This window comes from Allobosea sp. 10L422, from assembly GCF_056395345.1.
Genome location: NZ_JBFTJI010000012.1, coordinates 25,517 through 39,625 on the forward strand (window position 1 = coordinate 25,517; position 14,109 = coordinate 39,625).

12 protein-coding genes and 1 riboswitch are annotated in these 14,109 nt (G+C 64.6%); of the genes, 10 read left to right on the top strand and 2 right to left on the bottom strand.

Annotated elements, in window-relative coordinates; genetic code table 11:
- Window positions 1-350 precede the first annotated feature (350 nt).
- The 7 genes from adhP (at window position 351) to AC1DEZ_RS20980 (ending at window position 6,419) form a co-directional block, all read left to right on the top strand.
- Window positions 351-1,382 carry an alcohol dehydrogenase AdhP gene (gene adhP, locus AC1DEZ_RS20950; RefSeq protein WP_441512422.1) on the top strand — a complete coding sequence of 344 codons (1,032 nt, stop codon included), beginning with the start codon at window positions 351-353 and terminating at the stop codon, window positions 1,380-1,382.
- A gap of 355 nt (window positions 1,383-1,737) precedes the next feature.
- Entirely contained in the window at window positions 1,738-1,926 is a 189-nt protein-coding gene (gene napE, locus AC1DEZ_RS20955) for a periplasmic nitrate reductase, NapE protein (protein ID WP_441512562.1), read from the top strand.
- Between the two features lie 9 nt (window positions 1,927-1,935).
- Window positions 1,936-2,445, top strand: a complete 510-nt coding sequence (gene napF / locus AC1DEZ_RS20960) for a ferredoxin-type protein NapF (protein WP_441512423.1) — start codon at window positions 1,936-1,938, stop codon at window positions 2,443-2,445.
- A complete protein-coding gene (locus AC1DEZ_RS20965) occupies window positions 2,438-2,725 on the top strand; it encodes a chaperone NapD (protein WP_441512424.1) in 288 nt (95 codons plus the stop codon). The genes napF and AC1DEZ_RS20965 overlap by 8 nt, the downstream gene beginning before the upstream one ends.
- Complete coding sequence (gene napA, locus AC1DEZ_RS20970; RefSeq protein WP_441512425.1) at window positions 2,722-5,223, top strand: periplasmic nitrate reductase subunit alpha; 2,502 nt, start codon at window positions 2,722-2,724, stop codon at window positions 5,221-5,223. The genes AC1DEZ_RS20965 and napA overlap by 4 nt, the downstream gene beginning before the upstream one ends.
- On the top strand, window positions 5,190-5,693 hold the full coding sequence (locus AC1DEZ_RS20975; RefSeq protein WP_441512426.1) for a nitrate reductase cytochrome c-type subunit: 504 nt from the start codon (window positions 5,190-5,192) through the stop codon (window positions 5,691-5,693). Before napA ends, AC1DEZ_RS20975 begins: the two co-directional genes overlap by 34 nt.
- Before the next feature lie 12 nt (window positions 5,694-5,705).
- Window positions 5,706-6,419 carry a cytochrome c3 family protein gene (locus tag AC1DEZ_RS20980; RefSeq protein WP_441512427.1) on the top strand — a complete coding sequence of 238 codons (714 nt, stop codon included), beginning with the start codon at window positions 5,706-5,708 and terminating at the stop codon, window positions 6,417-6,419.
- A gap of 136 nt (window positions 6,420-6,555) precedes the next feature.
- Here the strand turns inward: AC1DEZ_RS20980 and AC1DEZ_RS20985 are convergent, their stop codons facing one another.
- Window positions 6,556-8,496, bottom strand: coding sequence for a TonB-dependent receptor plug domain-containing protein (locus tag AC1DEZ_RS20985; protein ID WP_441512428.1), 1,941 nt, complete (start codon window positions 8,494-8,496; stop codon window positions 6,556-6,558).
- A 123-nt stretch (window positions 8,497-8,619) separates the two neighbouring features.
- Window positions 8,620-8,819, bottom strand: a riboswitch (cobalamin riboswitch).
- Window positions 8,820-9,057: 238 nt separating this feature from the next.
- On the opposite strand from AC1DEZ_RS20985, the gene AC1DEZ_RS20990 reads away from it, so the two are divergent.
- From AC1DEZ_RS20990 to AC1DEZ_RS21000, 3 genes are all read left to right on the top strand, one after another.
- Window positions 9,058-11,427, top strand: a complete 2,370-nt coding sequence (locus AC1DEZ_RS20990) for an Orn/Lys/Arg family decarboxylase (protein ID WP_441512429.1) — start codon at window positions 9,058-9,060, stop codon at window positions 11,425-11,427.
- A gap of 14 nt (window positions 11,428-11,441) precedes the next feature.
- The gene (locus tag AC1DEZ_RS20995; protein ID WP_441512430.1) at window positions 11,442-11,987 is read left to right on the top strand and encodes a GNAT family N-acetyltransferase; all 546 of its coding nucleotides are present in this window, start codon (window positions 11,442-11,444) and stop codon (window positions 11,985-11,987) included.
- A 309-nt stretch (window positions 11,988-12,296) separates the two neighbouring features.
- Window positions 12,297-12,629, top strand: a complete 333-nt coding sequence (locus tag AC1DEZ_RS21000) for a hypothetical protein (RefSeq protein WP_441512431.1) — start codon at window positions 12,297-12,299, stop codon at window positions 12,627-12,629.
- A 140-nt stretch (window positions 12,630-12,769) separates the two neighbouring features.
- Here the strand turns inward: AC1DEZ_RS21000 and AC1DEZ_RS21005 are convergent, their stop codons facing one another.
- A complete protein-coding gene (locus AC1DEZ_RS21005; RefSeq protein WP_441512432.1) occupies window positions 12,770-13,873 on the bottom strand; it encodes a DUF6538 domain-containing protein in 1,104 nt (367 codons plus the stop codon).
- Window positions 13,874-14,109 lie beyond the last annotated feature (236 nt).

A 14,109-nucleotide genomic window follows, 5' to 3' on the forward strand; every position in this document is an offset into this window, starting at 1 on the left:
AAATCGGGCGGGACGACAGAGTTTGACGCCTCGTCGGTTTCAGCTAGCCTGCCCGTCGAGAGAGCTTGCCTGCGTCACGCCGCAAGCGCACGCCGGAAAACGATGTCACGAGGCTGAGATAAATCTCGTTTGATATCGGTCAATGGCGGCGCTGATACTTGCTGATATCCATGCGGACAACGCGATTGTCGGCGCTTATTTCTGACAAGTATTTGATGATTTCTCGATCGATTGGGCCGAAGCCGCGCTGAAGACACCGCATCCGCACTGTGCCGGCACCGAACAAGCCATTCGCTCGCAAGCAGGCCGTTCCTGCTTCAGGGGTGTTGCATCGAAGGAGACGACTGGTCATGGCAAAGACGATGAAGGCCGCCGTGGTGCGGATGTTCGGCAAGCCGCTGACGATCGAGGAGGTGCCCGTTCCTGAGCCCGGCCCCGGCGCCATCCAGGTTGCGATCCAGGCATCGGGCGTCTGCCACACCGATCTCCATGCCGCCGAAGGCGACTGGCCGGTCAAGCCGAACCCGCCATTCATTCCCGGCCATGAAGGCGTCGGCTATGTCTCGGCCGTCGGTGCAGGCGTGAAGCATGTGAAGGAGGGCGATCGCGTCGGCGTGCCCTGGCTCTACACCGCCTGCGGCCATTGCCGGCACTGCCTGGGCGGCTGGGAGACGCTCTGCGAAAGCCAGCAGAACACCGGCTACTCGGTCAATGGCGGCTTCGCGGACTATGTCATCGCCGATCCCAACTATGTCGGCCATCTGCCGGACAACATCTCCTTCAACGAGATCGCGCCGGTGCTCTGCGCGGGCGTCACGGTCTATAAGGGGCTCAAGGTCACCGACACCAAGCCCGGTGACTGGGTCGCGATTTCCGGCATCGGAGGGCTCGGCCATATGGCGGTCCAATACGCTAAGGCGATGGGGCTCAACGTCGCCGCGATCGACGTCGACGATGCCAAGCTCGATCTCGCGCGGCGCCTCGGCGCTACCGTCACCGTCAATGCGCGCAATGAGGATCCCGGCACCGTAATCCGCCGCGAGACCGGCGGCGGCGCCCAAGGGGTGCTGGTGACGGCCGTCAGCCCCAAGGCCTTCGAGCAGGCGATCGGAGCGGTGGCGCGTGGCGGCACTGTCTCGCTCAACGGCTTGCCGCCCGGCGGCTTCCCGCTCGACATTTTCGGAATGGTGCTGAACGGCATCACCGTGCGCGGCTCGATCGTCGGCACGCGGCTCGATCTGCAGGAATCGCTCGACTTCGCCGCCGAGGGCAAGGTGAAGGCCACGATCACCACGGCAAGGCTCGAGGAAATCAACGACATCTTCGATCGGATGCACAAGGGCCAGATCGAAGGGCGCATCGTGCTCGACATGACGAACTGATCACCGGGCGGCCCAATCTCAGGCCAGGGGTGAACGCCCGGCCTGACGTTATCGATCGAACGGCGCAGCGCGATCCTGGAGGTGCCGTTTGAGCGCAGTCCCGCCGCCGAAAAGACGAAATGTCTTGTCGGCGGAGGGATATATGTTGCCCGCTTAGCAAGAACAGCGCCAAGCAATTGCGGCCGCGACCGTTGCGAAGACGTGTTGCGCTAGATCAAGGTCCTGAGGCGGGCGCGTTTTCGGGCGACGACGACAGTAGACAAGGAACAGTATTTCAGTTTCTATTTCTTCGATCTCAAATCTGGTGACGGCGCGGTTTGTGAACGCCCCGCACGCGAAAGGACGAGAGATGACGATGGAGACCGCGGGGGCGAGTGGCCCGGAAACCGCTTCGGAAAGGCCGACAAGGCGAGCCGAACTTCTGGCTTTCCTCACGCTGGCGGTGCTCATTTGGCCGATTGTGGCGATCGGTGTCGTCGGCGGTTACGGCTTCCTGGTCTGGATGTTCCAGCTGATTGTCGGTCCGCCCGGACCTCCGCATTGAGGCCGGGCCATGGAACGCACCGCCATTGATCGCGGGCGCCGCAACTTCCTGACCGGCCGGCGCCTCTCATTGCCCGACAGGGTTCGCCCACCCTGGTCCCGCGCCGCGTCGATCGCTGCGGCCTGTACCGGTTGCGGCGCCTGCCTGCCCGCCTGCCCGCAGCACATCATCGCGCTCGACGAGTCCGGCCGGGCCGCCCTCGATTTCACGGGAGGCGAATGCAGCTTCTGCGGCGCCTGCTCCGATGCCTGCCCCGAGCCGGTCTTCGATCGCGCCATGTCCGCCTTTGAGCATGTCGCCGTGATCGGGGCGGAATGCTTCGCCAGCCGCGGCATCGTCTGCCAGAGCTGCGGCGATGCCTGTCCGGAGAGCGCGATCCGCTTTCGTCCGCGGCTCGGCGGGCCGGCCGTGCCGGAGCTGGCTGCCGATCTCTGCAGCGGCTGTGGCGCCTGCATCGCGGGCTGCCCGGCCGGGGCCATCAGCGCCGGAGCGCGCCCGTCGGAGACACCCCATGGCTGAGCCATCGCGCCCGCGCTTCCATCACATTTCGAGCGCCGTCGTCTCGGCCCTGCCGGCGCGTGTCGATGCGGTGCTCGCCCGCATCCGCGAGTTGCCGGAGACCGAGGTCCATCGCGTCGAGAACGGCAAGATCGTGATCGTGCTGGAGGGATCGAGCACCGGCGTGATCGGCGACCGGCTGGCCGCGATCAGCCTGATCGACGGCGTGCTCTCGGCCAACATGGTGTTCGAACAGATCGAAGACCTCGAAACCCTCGACGACCCCGGAGTAACCCCATGACCCTGTCCCGTCGCGAGATGCTGAAGGCGCAGGCGGCTGGCGTCGCCGCGCTTGCCGCCAATATGAGCGTTCCGGCTGATGCCCAGCCGGTCAGCGGCGGCGTCGACACCTTGCAGATCAAATGGTCGAAGGCGCCGTGCCGCTTCTGTGGCACCGGCTGCGGTGTGATGGTCGGCGTCAAGGAAGGCCGCGTCATCGCCACGCACGGCGACATGAAGGCCGACGTCAATCGTGGCCTCAACTGCATCAAGGGCTATTTCCTTTCCAAGATCATGTACGGCAGCGACCGGCTGACCCAGCCGCTGCTGCGCAAGAGGAACGGCGCCTACGCCAAGGACGGCGAGTTCACGCCGGTCTCCTGGGAGGAGGCCTTCGACACCATGGCCGCCAAGGCCAAGGCGACGCTTAAGGCCAAGGGGCCGACCGCGCTCGGCATGTTCGGCTCCGGGCAGTGGACGATCTTCGAGGGCTATGCCGCGACCAAGCTGATGCGGGCCGGCTTCCGCTCCAACAATCTCGACCCGAACGCCCGCCACTGCATGGCCTCGGCCGCCTACGCCTTCATGCGCACCTTCGGCATGGACGAGCCGATGGGCTGCTACGACGATTTCGAGCATGCCGACGCCTTCGTGCTCTGGGGCTCGAACATGGCGGAGATGCACCCGATCCTGTGGACGCGGGTGACGGACCGCCGGCTCGGCCAGCCGCATGTGAAAGTCGCGGTGCTCTCGACCTACACCCACCGCAGCTCGGACCTCGCCGACATTCCGATCGTGTTCAAGCCGGGCACCGATCTGGCGATCCTGAACTACATCGCCAACCACATCATCTCGACGGGCCGGGTGAACAAGGACTTCGTCGGCAAGCACACCACCTTCGTGAAGGGTGCGACCGACATCGGCTATGGCCTGCGGCCCGACGACCCGCGCGAGGTCAAGGCGAAGAAGGCTGCGGATCCCACCGCGACGACGCCGATCGATTTCGAGGCCTATGCCGCCTTCGTCAAGGACTACACGCTGGAGAAGGTCTCAGCCCTCACCGGGGTCGAGCCCGGCTTCCTGGAGCAGCTCGCCGAGCTCTACGCCGATCCCAAGCGCAAGGTCGTCTCGCTCTGGACCATGGGCTTCAACCAGCATGTGCGCGGCGTCTGGGCCAACCAGCTCGTCTACAACCTGCATCTGCTGACGGGGAAGATCTCCGAGCCCGGCAACAGCCCGTTCTCGCTCACCGGCCAGCCCTCGGCCTGCGGCACGGCGCGCGAGGTCGGCACCTTCGCCCATCGCCTGCCGGCCGACATGACCGTGGTCAATCCCGAGCATCGCAAACATGCCGAGGAAATCTGGCGCGTCCCGAACGGGATCATCCCCGAGAAGCCCGGCTATCACGCCGTCGAGCAGGACCGGATGCTCAAGGACGGCAAGCTGAATTTCTACTGGATCCAGGTCAACAACAACCTGCAGGCCGCGCCGAACAGCAGCAACGAAACCTATCCGGGCTACCGCAACCCCGAGAACTTCATCGTCGTCTCCGACGCCTATCCGACGGTGACGGCGCTGGCCGCCGACCTGATCCTGCCGGCGGCGATGTGGGTCGAGAAGGAGGGCGCCTACGGCAATGCCGAGCGGCGCACCCATGTCTGGCACCAGCTCGTGCAGGCGCCGGGCGAGGCGCGTTCGGACCTCTGGCAGCTCATGGAGTTCTCCAAGCGCTTCACCACCGAGGAGGTCTGGCCGGCGGAGATCCTCGACGCCAACCCGAACTATCGCGGCAAGACGCTGTTCGACGTGCTCTATCGCAACGGCAATGTCGACAAGTTCGCGCTCTCCGAGATCAGCCCGGATTACGACAATCAGGAGTCGAAGGATTTCGGCTTCTACGTCCACAAGGGTCTGTTCGAGGAATACGCTACCTTCGGCCGGGGCCACGGCCATGATCTCGGCCCCTATGAGCTCTATCACGAGGTCCGCGGCCTGCGCTGGCCGGTGGTCGACGGCAAGGAGACGCTCTGGCGCTACCGCGAGGGCCTCGACCCCTATGTGAAGCCCGGCAAGGGCATCGACTTCTACGGCAACAAGGACGGCAAGGCCCGCATCATCGCGGTGCCCTACGAGCCGCCGGCCGAGTCGCCCGATGCCGAGTACGATCTCTGGCTGGTCACCGGCCGCGTGCTGGAGCACTGGCATTCCGGCTCGATGACCATGCGCGTGCCGGAGCTCTACAAGGCCTTCCCCGGCGCGCGCTGCTTCATGCACCCGGAGGATGCCCGCAAGCGCGGACTCAACCAGGGCGCCGAGATCACGGTGATCTCGCGCCGCGGCGAGATGCGCACCCGTGTCGAGACGCGCGGGCGTAACCGTATGCCGCCCGGCGTGGTCTTCGTGCCCTGGTTCGACGCCAGCCAGCTCATCAACAAGACGACGCTCGACGCCACCGATCCCATCTCCAAGCAGACGGATTTCAAGAAATGCGCGGTCAAGATCGTACCGGTCTCGGGCTGATGCGCTCGCGGACCTTCCTCGGGGCCGCCATGGCGGCGGGCCTCGTCCTCGCCTTCGGCGCCGCCTTCTCGCAGGAGGGGGCGCCGGTGAAGATCGTGCCGCGGCTGACTGGAACGGCCGACCCGATGGCGCTCGAACGGGTGCCGGCGCTGGGCCGGCCGATCGTCGACGACGTCAGGCGCATGCGGAACTATCCGGAGCAGCCGCCGGTGATCCCGCATTCGATCGACGGCTACCAGCTTACTCTCAACACCAACCGCTGCATGGACTGCCACAAGCGTGAGTTCACCGAGGGCTCGGGCGCGCCGATGATCAGCATCACCCATTTCCAGGATCGCGACGGGCAGGTGCTCTCCGACGTGACGCCGCGGCGCTATTTCTGCACCGCTTGCCATGTCCAGCAGACCGATGTCGCGCCGCTCGTCCAGAACCGGTTCCAGGACGCCAAAGACGTCGGCCGGAAGCCTTAGGCGGGACGGATCATGGCCAGACTCAAATCCTTCTGTCTCTGGTGCTGGAGCGTCGTCGTGCGCTTCTGGCGCATCATCAGCCGGCCGAGCGCCTATCTGCCGCTCGGCTTCCTGACCCTCGGCGGCTTTGTCGGGGGCGTGCTCTTCTGGGGTGGCTTCAACACCGCGCTGGAGATCACCAACACCGAGAAGTTCTGCACCTCCTGCCACGAGATGCGCGACAACGTCTATCAGGAGCTGCAATCGACGGTGCATTTCTCGAACCGCTCGGGCGTGCGCGCGACCTGCCCGGACTGCCATGTGCCGCATAACTGGACGGACAAGATCGCCCGCAAGATGCAGGCCTCCAAGGAGGTCTGGGGCAAGATCTTCGGCACGATCTCGACGCGCGAGAAGTTCCTCAATCACCGGCTCGAGCTCGCCAAGCACGAATGGGCGCGGCTCAAGGCGAACGACTCGCTCGAATGCCGCAACTGCCATTCCTCGGTCGCGATGGACTTCACCAAACAGACGCGCCGTGCGGCCGAGATCCACAGCCGCTTCCTGGTGACCGGCGAGAAGACCTGCATCGACTGCCACAAGGGCATCGCCCATCTGCTGCCGGACATGACCGGCATCGAGCCGGGCTGGAAGGACGCGCCCGAGCTGCAGGGCAAGGGCAGCGCCTCCTGGCACGGGCCTGAATGGGCCGTGCGGACCTATCTGGCGGAGATGGAGAAGCGCTGAATCGACCGGCGCATTCGCGGCAGCCCGCGCCGGGCGTGGCGGTCGCGCGTGTCATCGTCCGGCGCAACGCCGATTGCCATGGCGGCGGAGGCCGTCATGGCAACGCCACGAAAATCGCGCGGGGCGCGGGGCGCGCTCAGCCGCCGATGGCCACCTTGATGCCGCCGAAGGCACCGAGGCCCGGAACCAGGAAGCCGACGGGGTTCTCCCAGCGCTTATCGAAGAGATTGTCGATGCGGCCGAACACGGTGACCTTGTCGGTCGCCTTGTATTCGGCCGCGAGATTGACCAGCGTCGCGCCCTTCGCGTTCATTCGGGCGACCGAGAAGTCGCGATTGCCGTCCACCCAGGAGCCGACGTAGAGCAGCGTCGCCGAGAGCGTGAGCTTGTCGGTCGGCGTCCATGTCGCGGTTGCGCTCGCCTTGTGTCGCGGCCGGCGCAGCAGCTCCTGTCGCGCGATCTCGTCCTTGGCGAGGGTGAAGGTGTAGTCGGCGCGGATGCGGAATTGCGGCGAAATCTCCAGCGCGGCGAAGGCCTCGACGCCCTTGGTTCTGGCCTTTCCGACATTCGCATAGGAATCGAAGGTGGCGTTGGTGACGATCAGGTTGTCGATGTCGTTCTGGAACCACGTCGCACCGAACTGCAGCTTCCGGTCGAAAAGCGGCTGCTCGAAGCCGGCATCCCAGCCGCGGCTTTCTTCCGGATTCAGGTTCGGATTGCCATGGAAATTGAACCCGGGGCGATAGTCGACGAAGAGCTCGTTGAGCGTCGGCGCCTTGAAACCGGTGCCGTAGCTCGCCTTCAGCTTGGTCTCGGTGCCGGGGATGATCAGCGCCGGGGCGATGCGGTAGGTGGTGTGGCCGCCATAGCTGTCGTCGTCGTCGCGTCGGATATTGGCCACCAGAAAGAAGCGGTCCTGGATATTGCCCTGATATTCGAGGAAGCCAGCCTTGTTGCCGTTGGAGGCGACGAGGCCCGTATCCAGGCGCTCGCGCTCGTATTGCAGGCCCATGAGCAGGTTGTGGCCCTTGGCGATCTCGAAATTGCCGCGCCAGTCGAGCTTGGTGCGCTCGCCCAGATTCTCGTTGGGCAGGCCGAGGATGCCGGTCGTTCCGTTCGCCGTCCGCGTTGCCCGGTCCTGGTTGGTGTAGGAGACGCCGAAGGTGTTGACGAAGCGCCCGCCGAACGGGTCCCAGACGACCTCGCCGCGGGTGAAGGCCTGGGCGTAGTTCTGCAGCGAGCGATAGGGCGCAGGCCGGCTCGGGAAGCCGGTGTCGCTGGTGAAACGCAGCTGCCCGTCTTGATAGCGGCCGATCCAGTTGAGTGTCAGCGTGTCGCTGAGCGCAACGCCGACGCGGCCTGAATAGTTGTAATTGTCGAAGGCATTGGGGTTGATGCGCCGGCCCGGCGGGACAAGGTTCGGTGGCGTCACATCGGTCGCGTCCGAGCGGAAGTGGGCGGCGTTGAAGGCGTAGTTGAAGCGGTCGTCGCCGCCGCTGAAGCCCGCAGACTGGTTGAATGTGCCGTGAGAGCCGGCCTCGACGCGTGCCGTTGCCTTTGGTGGACCCTCGCCGCGCTTCGTCGTGATCGAGATCACGCCGCCGAGCGCGTTGGCCCCATAGAGGCCGCTCTGCGGGCCGCGCAGCACCTCGATGCGCTCGATATCGTCCGTCAGCATCGAGCCGAAATCGAAGGAGCGATTGGGAGTCGCGGGGTCGTTGGCCTCGATTCCGTCGATGAGCACCTTGACGTGGTTCGAGTTGGTGCCGCGCATGAAGACCGAGGTCTGCCCGCCCGGCCCGCCGGTCTGCACGATGTTCATGCCGGGCACCGTCGCGAGCGCCTGCGGCAGGGTGCGGCGCTGCTGCTGCTCGATCTCCTTCGCAGTGATGACGGTGACGGAGCTCGCGATCTCGCGCGCCGGGGTCGGCGTCCCCGTGGCGCTGACCACGATCTCGTCGAGCGCGACCGGGCCGGCGTCGCTTTGCGCCAGGGCAGGGGCAGAGCAGGCGAGGGCGAGAAGGGAGGCGGAAAGCAGCAGGCGGCCGCGTCCTGCGGCTGGAGAGAAGACGTTCACGATGGAGACCTCGGGCGGTTGACGTCAGTGGCACGTCACCGCGAACGCGATCTCCCATCGGCCGCGCGGGAGGCGGCAAACAGTCTAATCAGCGATCGGCGCACCCCGTCCGAACGTGTTCGCGTGTGACCACGGTTGACGGCAGGTCTCCTGGCTCGCGGGTCGGTGCCTTCACGCCGCCTTCCCAGGTCCGAGGTCCCAGTGGCGTCTGGCGAAAGGCTCGCCGCTTACAGTTGCGGGGGCAGCCGCGGCATGGGGCAGAAATTCGCCCGCACCGCGTTCCCTTTTGATCCCGTGAAGGAACCGTCGCGGCGACGATTAGGGCGGAAATGCGGCCGCGTCAAACCGGCTTGGCGCTGCAGCGACAGCAGACCACCATCTGCTACAGTCCCCGGCGAGACGGGATCGGGCCAGCCGACGTTCCGGCCGGGGCTGCGCATCTTTGGCCTGAATTCCGGGGAAAGATGGGGCACCGGGACCTCGCTGATGCAGTTGCATCGTTGGTCGCCGGATTGTCGCAAGACTCACTCAGTGTCGTAAGTTCACGCCAGCGGAGACGGCATGGATTATTTCAGGCGCTTCACCTTTCTGTTCGCGACGCCGAATTTCGATGCCGAGGATCTCGAAGGGATCCGCTTCAACCAAATCATCGAGGAGATCGAGCGCTCGGGCTTCGAGGTCGTCAAGGCGCGCAAGCTCGAAGATGCCGAGATCGCGGTCCAGACCGATGCCGCCATCGGCTGCATGGTGGTCGACTGGGGCAAGAAGGGTCTTGAGGGCAAGACTGCCGCGCTGATCAATCTGATGCGCCGGCGCGGCCTCGATTTTCCGATCATCCTGCTCATCCGCCGCAAGCGCTTCGAGGACGTACCGGTCGAGGTGCTCGATTTCATCGACGGCTATATCTTCCTCTCGGAGGAGACCCCGCCCTTCATCGCCAAGAGCCTGATCAGCCGTCTCAAGCAATATGCCGAGACGCTGAAGACGCCGTTCTTCGGCGCGCTCGTCGATTATGCCGAGGAAGGCAACCATCTCTGGACCTGCCCGGGACACAATGGCGGCGTCTTCTACAGCCGTAGCCCGATCGGACGCGTCTTCATGGAGCATCTCGGCGAGGCTGTGTTCCGCGACGACCTCGACAATTCCGTGCTCGATCTCGGCGACCTGCTGACCCATGAGGGGCCGGCCCTGAAGGCGCAGAAGGAAGCGGCGCAAATTTTCGGGGCGGAGAAGACCTATTTCGTCCTGAACGGCACCTCGACCTCCAACAAGGTCGCGCTCGCCGCGCTGGTTTCGGACGGCGACCTCGTGCTGTTCGACCGGAACAACCACAAGGCGGCTCATCACGGCGCGCTGCTGATCGCCGGGGGCATTCCGGTCTATATCCCGACCGCGCGCAACGCCTGGGGGCTGATCGGCCCGATGCTCTGGGAGAGCTTCGACGAGGAGGCGCTGCGCGAGCGCATCCGCACCAATCCGCTTATCAAGGACCCGGACGCCTGGAGGAAGCCGCGCCCGTTCCGGGTCGCAGTGGTGGAACAGTGCACCTATGACGGCACGATCCACAGCGCGCAGATGATCCTCGACCGGATCGGCCACCTCTGCGACTACATCCTCTTCGACGAAGCCTGGGCCGGCTTCATGAAGTTCCATCCGCTCTATGCGGGCCGCTTCGCCATGGGCCTCTCCGGCCTCGGCCCGGAGTCCCCCGGCATCATCGCGACCCAGTCGACGCACAAGCAGCTCGCGAGCTTCAGCCAGGCGTCCCAGATCCACATGAAGGATCGGCATATCAGGGGCCAGAAGCGGCGCGTCGAGCACCGGCGCTTCAACGAGAGCTTCATGCAATATGCCTCGACCTCGCCGTTCTATCCGCTGTTCGCCTCGCTCGACGTCGGCGCGCAGATGATGAAGGGCCGTTCCGGAGAGGTGCTCTGGGACGACACGATCCGGCTCGGCATCGAGCTCCGCAAGAAGATCCGGGCGGTCAGGCGCGAATTCGAGGAGAAGGAGACGAGGCCCGAGCGGCGCTGGTTCTTCGAGCCCTTCGTGCCGGATCGGGTCAGCATCGCCGACGCCTCGCGCGAGGGCGCCGTCCATGATGTCGCCTGGGAAATGGTCGCGACCGACCAGCTCGCAAGCAATCCGGCCTATTGGCAGCTCGCGCCCCATGCGAGTTGGCACGGCTTCACGCGGATGGAGTCGGGCTTCGCCATGACCGACCCCAACAAGCTGACCCTGTTGACGCCTGGCTTCGACCGCGAGAGCGGGACCTATGCCGAGCACGGCATTCCCGCACCGGTCGTCGCGCAGTTCCTGCGCGAGAACCGGATCGTCGCCGAGAAGAACGACCTGAATTCGCTCCTCTTTCTGCTGACGCCGGGCGTCGAGGCGAGCAAGGCCGGCACGCTGATCAGCGGTCTCGTCGCCTTCAAGAAGCTGCATGACGACAACGCGCTGCTCGAGGAGGCCATCCCCGAGTTCTCCCGCCGCCGGCCGGGCCGCTATGCCGGCGTGCGGCTGCGCGATCTCTGCGGCGAGATGCACCGCTTCTTCCGCGACCATGACGTCAGCGGGCTGCAGAACCGGCAGTTCTCGCCCGAGCATCTGCCGGAGATGGCGATGTCGCCGCATGACGCGGCGCGCTGCCTTGTGCGCAACGATGTCGACTACCTGCCGATCGGGGCCATCGAAAACCGCATCGCGGTGACGCCTTTCGTCGTCTATCCGCCGGGCATCGCCACCATCGTCCCGGGCGAAAGGCTTTGCGCGCGGGCCAAGCCGATGATCGACTACCTCAAGATGTTCGAGGCGAGCTTCAACGCCTTTCCCGGCTTCGATGTCGAGATTCAGGGCATCTATCGCGAGGTCGATGCCGCCGGCCAGGTGCGCCTCCACACCTATGTCGTCAGCGAGCAGGCCCAGGGCTGAGGTCGCGACAAACCATGGAGAGCGACCTCCCCATCCTCATCCGCCCGTCGCGCGATACCGATGTCGAGCCGATGCTGGCGATCTATCGCCGGCATATCCGCCGCGGCATCGAGGCCGGCGTCGAGGATACCGGCACGCCGGAGCCCGACGATCTGCGCGACCGGCGCAAGAACCTGCGCAACCGCCGGCTGCCGCATCTGGTGGCGACGCGGGGCGGCGACGTCGTCGGCTATGCCTATGTCGTGCTGTTTCGCAAACGCCCGGCCTACCGCTTCACGGTGAAGCATTCGATCTACGTCCATCACGAACATCTCGGCCGCGGCGTCGGGCGGCTGCTGATGCAGGCCCTTATCGACGCCTGCGCCGCCGCCGGGTTCCGCCAGATGATCGGCTATATCGACGCCGAGAACACGGCGTCGTTGACGCTGCACGAGCGCTTCGGCTTCGCCCGCGTCGGCCTGCTGCCGGCGGTCGCCTATCGCTATGGCAAATGGTCCGACAGCGTCATGGTTCAAAGGTCGCTCGGTGCGGGCGCTACGCAGCCTATCCCGCCGGGTTGAGCCTGCCGCTCGACACCGCGCAGGACCGAAGGCGCATCATCGAGACCTGGCAGCCGGTACGGAGCGTCCGCCTCGAGCGATTTTCCGGAGCATCCATATGAGACAGGTCAAATGTGCACCGCCGCAGCGCCGTGCGTCGCAGACGCGGATTGCGGTTCCCGGGAAAATCGGGACAAGAAGACGGTACGCTGAATCGCCAGATCGCCTGATCGCAGACTCCGATGATCTGGCGGAGAACCGGGCAATCTAGGCTCAGGACCTGCCAATTTGGATCGATCTGTGATTCACGGTGTCCGGGAGGATGCTGTGATGGATGATTTTTTTCTGCTGTGCGAGCGTCAGATGGCGCAGATGGAGGCGTATTTTCCGCTCTCGCATGGCGTGCCACGGGTGGATGACCGGCGCGTGGTGAGCGGCATCGTCTACGTGATCCGCAACGCCATTGACGCGGTTGTGCGCGAGGCGGTTGCCGGTGTGATCCTTTGCAGCCTCCTTGCTGCCGTTAGCGTCTCGATAGAGCTTGCAAGGAAGCGAGCCGACAGTTTCGGCAATCAGGCGCACGGCCTGAAGAACTGCGGGAACCTTGAGGGCGGTATGCGCAGTAACCGAAACACCAGAAGCAGTCGGCAGCGCGCCGAATAGCTCAGCCACGACGGGATCAGAAAGGGGAATCGACTTCCTCTCAAATCCGAAACGAAGCGACTTCTTTACGCTGCCGACTAACTCGCGGAACACAACTCGACCTTCACCAACTCAACGGCGAAGATTCTGACACATGAATGTCAGTTCATCAAGATCGAAAGCCTATAATAGGTATAATATCCTATATAATTTTCCGATGTGCGCATGCCGCTATAGAGCGCGATGAGCATCGCCCAACGCTTTTCAGTTAGCTTCGGCGACGGATCGAACAGGGGCGCGGCGAGTATCTTCTGGAGGTCGGCTTCGCGAAAATAGTCGCGGTCCTCGTCAGGATCGCGATTGCTCTGATCGACGCGGACGCCCTTCGCGGGGGTGTCGGGAATGACGCTGTTGTTGACGCACCACGTCAGCATGGCGCTGAGCCGGGATAGCCACTTGTCATTGATGGTTGTGGCGTTGAGCGTCGGGAAGGGCTCCTTGCGAGCCTTGTTCGACCGGATCGCTTCGGGGAGCGTCTTGTCGGGGAAGCGCTTCGTATAGTTCGCAGAGGTTTCGAGCAGGGCGTTCTTGTAGGCCAGCACGTCCTGCCGGGTGATCCGATAGGCCGGCTTCGCCTCGGCGACAGTCGAGGGGAGTTCCGTCGCCGGGATCAGCATTGGATGCTTGGCAGGACCATCCGGCTCGCCACGGTCGCGCCGGTTCTGGTTTTCGATCGTCTCGGCTTTCACGCCGGCGAGCATCCGCGCGAGCGTTCGCCATTCCTCGGTGCCCTTGACCGGAACGGGGCTGCCATCATTCGCGAACTCGTCAACGGCCCATTGGATTAGGGCGGCAAGCTCGTCATCTTCAGCGCCACCGCTCGCCGCCCTCTTAAGCGCGTAAAAGTAGGTCGGGCGGAACATCGCCGCGTGTGCCGGATCATAGCCGGTCGGCAGGCTCCGGGCCGCATCGTCCTGTTCAAGCTCCCGGCCATAGTGGGCGAGGGCCATCTGCCGAACGCTCATGGGGCGGCGGCGGGACGGTGCGGCAGGGTTGAGGGCTGTCACGCGGTCGCGGGCCTGATCAAGTTCCATCTGCATGCGATGGATCGCAGAAGAGAGCAGGCGAATCGCGACGGTGCGGTCGGCCCCCAAGGGCTCAGTCAGTTCCCGCTTACCTACGATCGGGCGAAGCGGAGCGGGCACCGTTAGCCGAGCATAGTATCGGCCATTCCGGGGGAGCAGGTTCCTGATTTTGCCGGCCATCGTGCCCTCTGCCAGAGCGATTTTGTAGCAAGATTTGTAGCAGAGGTATGTGAAAAGCCGTTGGGGAACAACGCTTTTTCAGGACACTCAAGGGCTTAGGGGAAATGGCGGAGACGGAAACTGCGCGCCCCAGCCAAAAAGTTAACCCCTTGATTCAAAAACGAAACCAAGCACTTTGACCGCTTATGCTGTGTATCGCTCTGTGTAGCGTATGTCGAGCAGACGGCCGCCTCGAT

What these genes read in the sequence shown, in the direction of transcription:
- AC1DEZ_RS20965 (WP_441512424.1), top strand. Translation starts at nt 2,438, where the DNA reads ATGGCTGAGCCATCGCGCCCGCGCTTCCATCACATTTCGAGCGCCGTC.
- napE (WP_441512562.1), top strand. Translation starts at nt 1,738, where the DNA reads ATGGAGACCGCGGGGGCGAGTGGCCCGGAAACCGCTTCGGAAAGGCCG.
- AC1DEZ_RS20975 (WP_441512426.1), top strand. Translation starts at nt 5,190, where the DNA reads ATGCGCGGTCAAGATCGTACCGGTCTCGGGCTGATGCGCTCGCGGACC.
- AC1DEZ_RS20990 (WP_441512429.1), top strand. Translation starts at nt 9,058, where the DNA reads ATGGATTATTTCAGGCGCTTCACCTTTCTGTTCGCGACGCCGAATTTC.
- adhP (WP_441512422.1), top strand. Translation starts at nt 351, where the DNA reads ATGGCAAAGACGATGAAGGCCGCCGTGGTGCGGATGTTCGGCAAGCCG.
- AC1DEZ_RS21005 (WP_441512432.1), bottom strand. Translation starts at nt 13,873, where the DNA reads ATGGCCGGCAAAATCAGGAACCTGCTCCCCCGGAATGGCCGATACTAT.
- napF (WP_441512423.1), top strand. Translation starts at nt 1,936, where the DNA reads ATGGAACGCACCGCCATTGATCGCGGGCGCCGCAACTTCCTGACCGGC.
- AC1DEZ_RS20995 (WP_441512430.1), top strand. Translation starts at nt 11,442, where the DNA reads ATGGAGAGCGACCTCCCCATCCTCATCCGCCCGTCGCGCGATACCGAT.
- AC1DEZ_RS20980 (WP_441512427.1), top strand. Translation starts at nt 5,706, where the DNA reads ATGGCCAGACTCAAATCCTTCTGTCTCTGGTGCTGGAGCGTCGTCGTG.
- napA (WP_441512425.1), top strand. Translation starts at nt 2,722, where the DNA reads ATGACCCTGTCCCGTCGCGAGATGCTGAAGGCGCAGGCGGCTGGCGTC.
- AC1DEZ_RS21000 (WP_441512431.1), top strand. Translation starts at nt 12,297, where the DNA reads ATGGATGATTTTTTTCTGCTGTGCGAGCGTCAGATGGCGCAGATGGAG.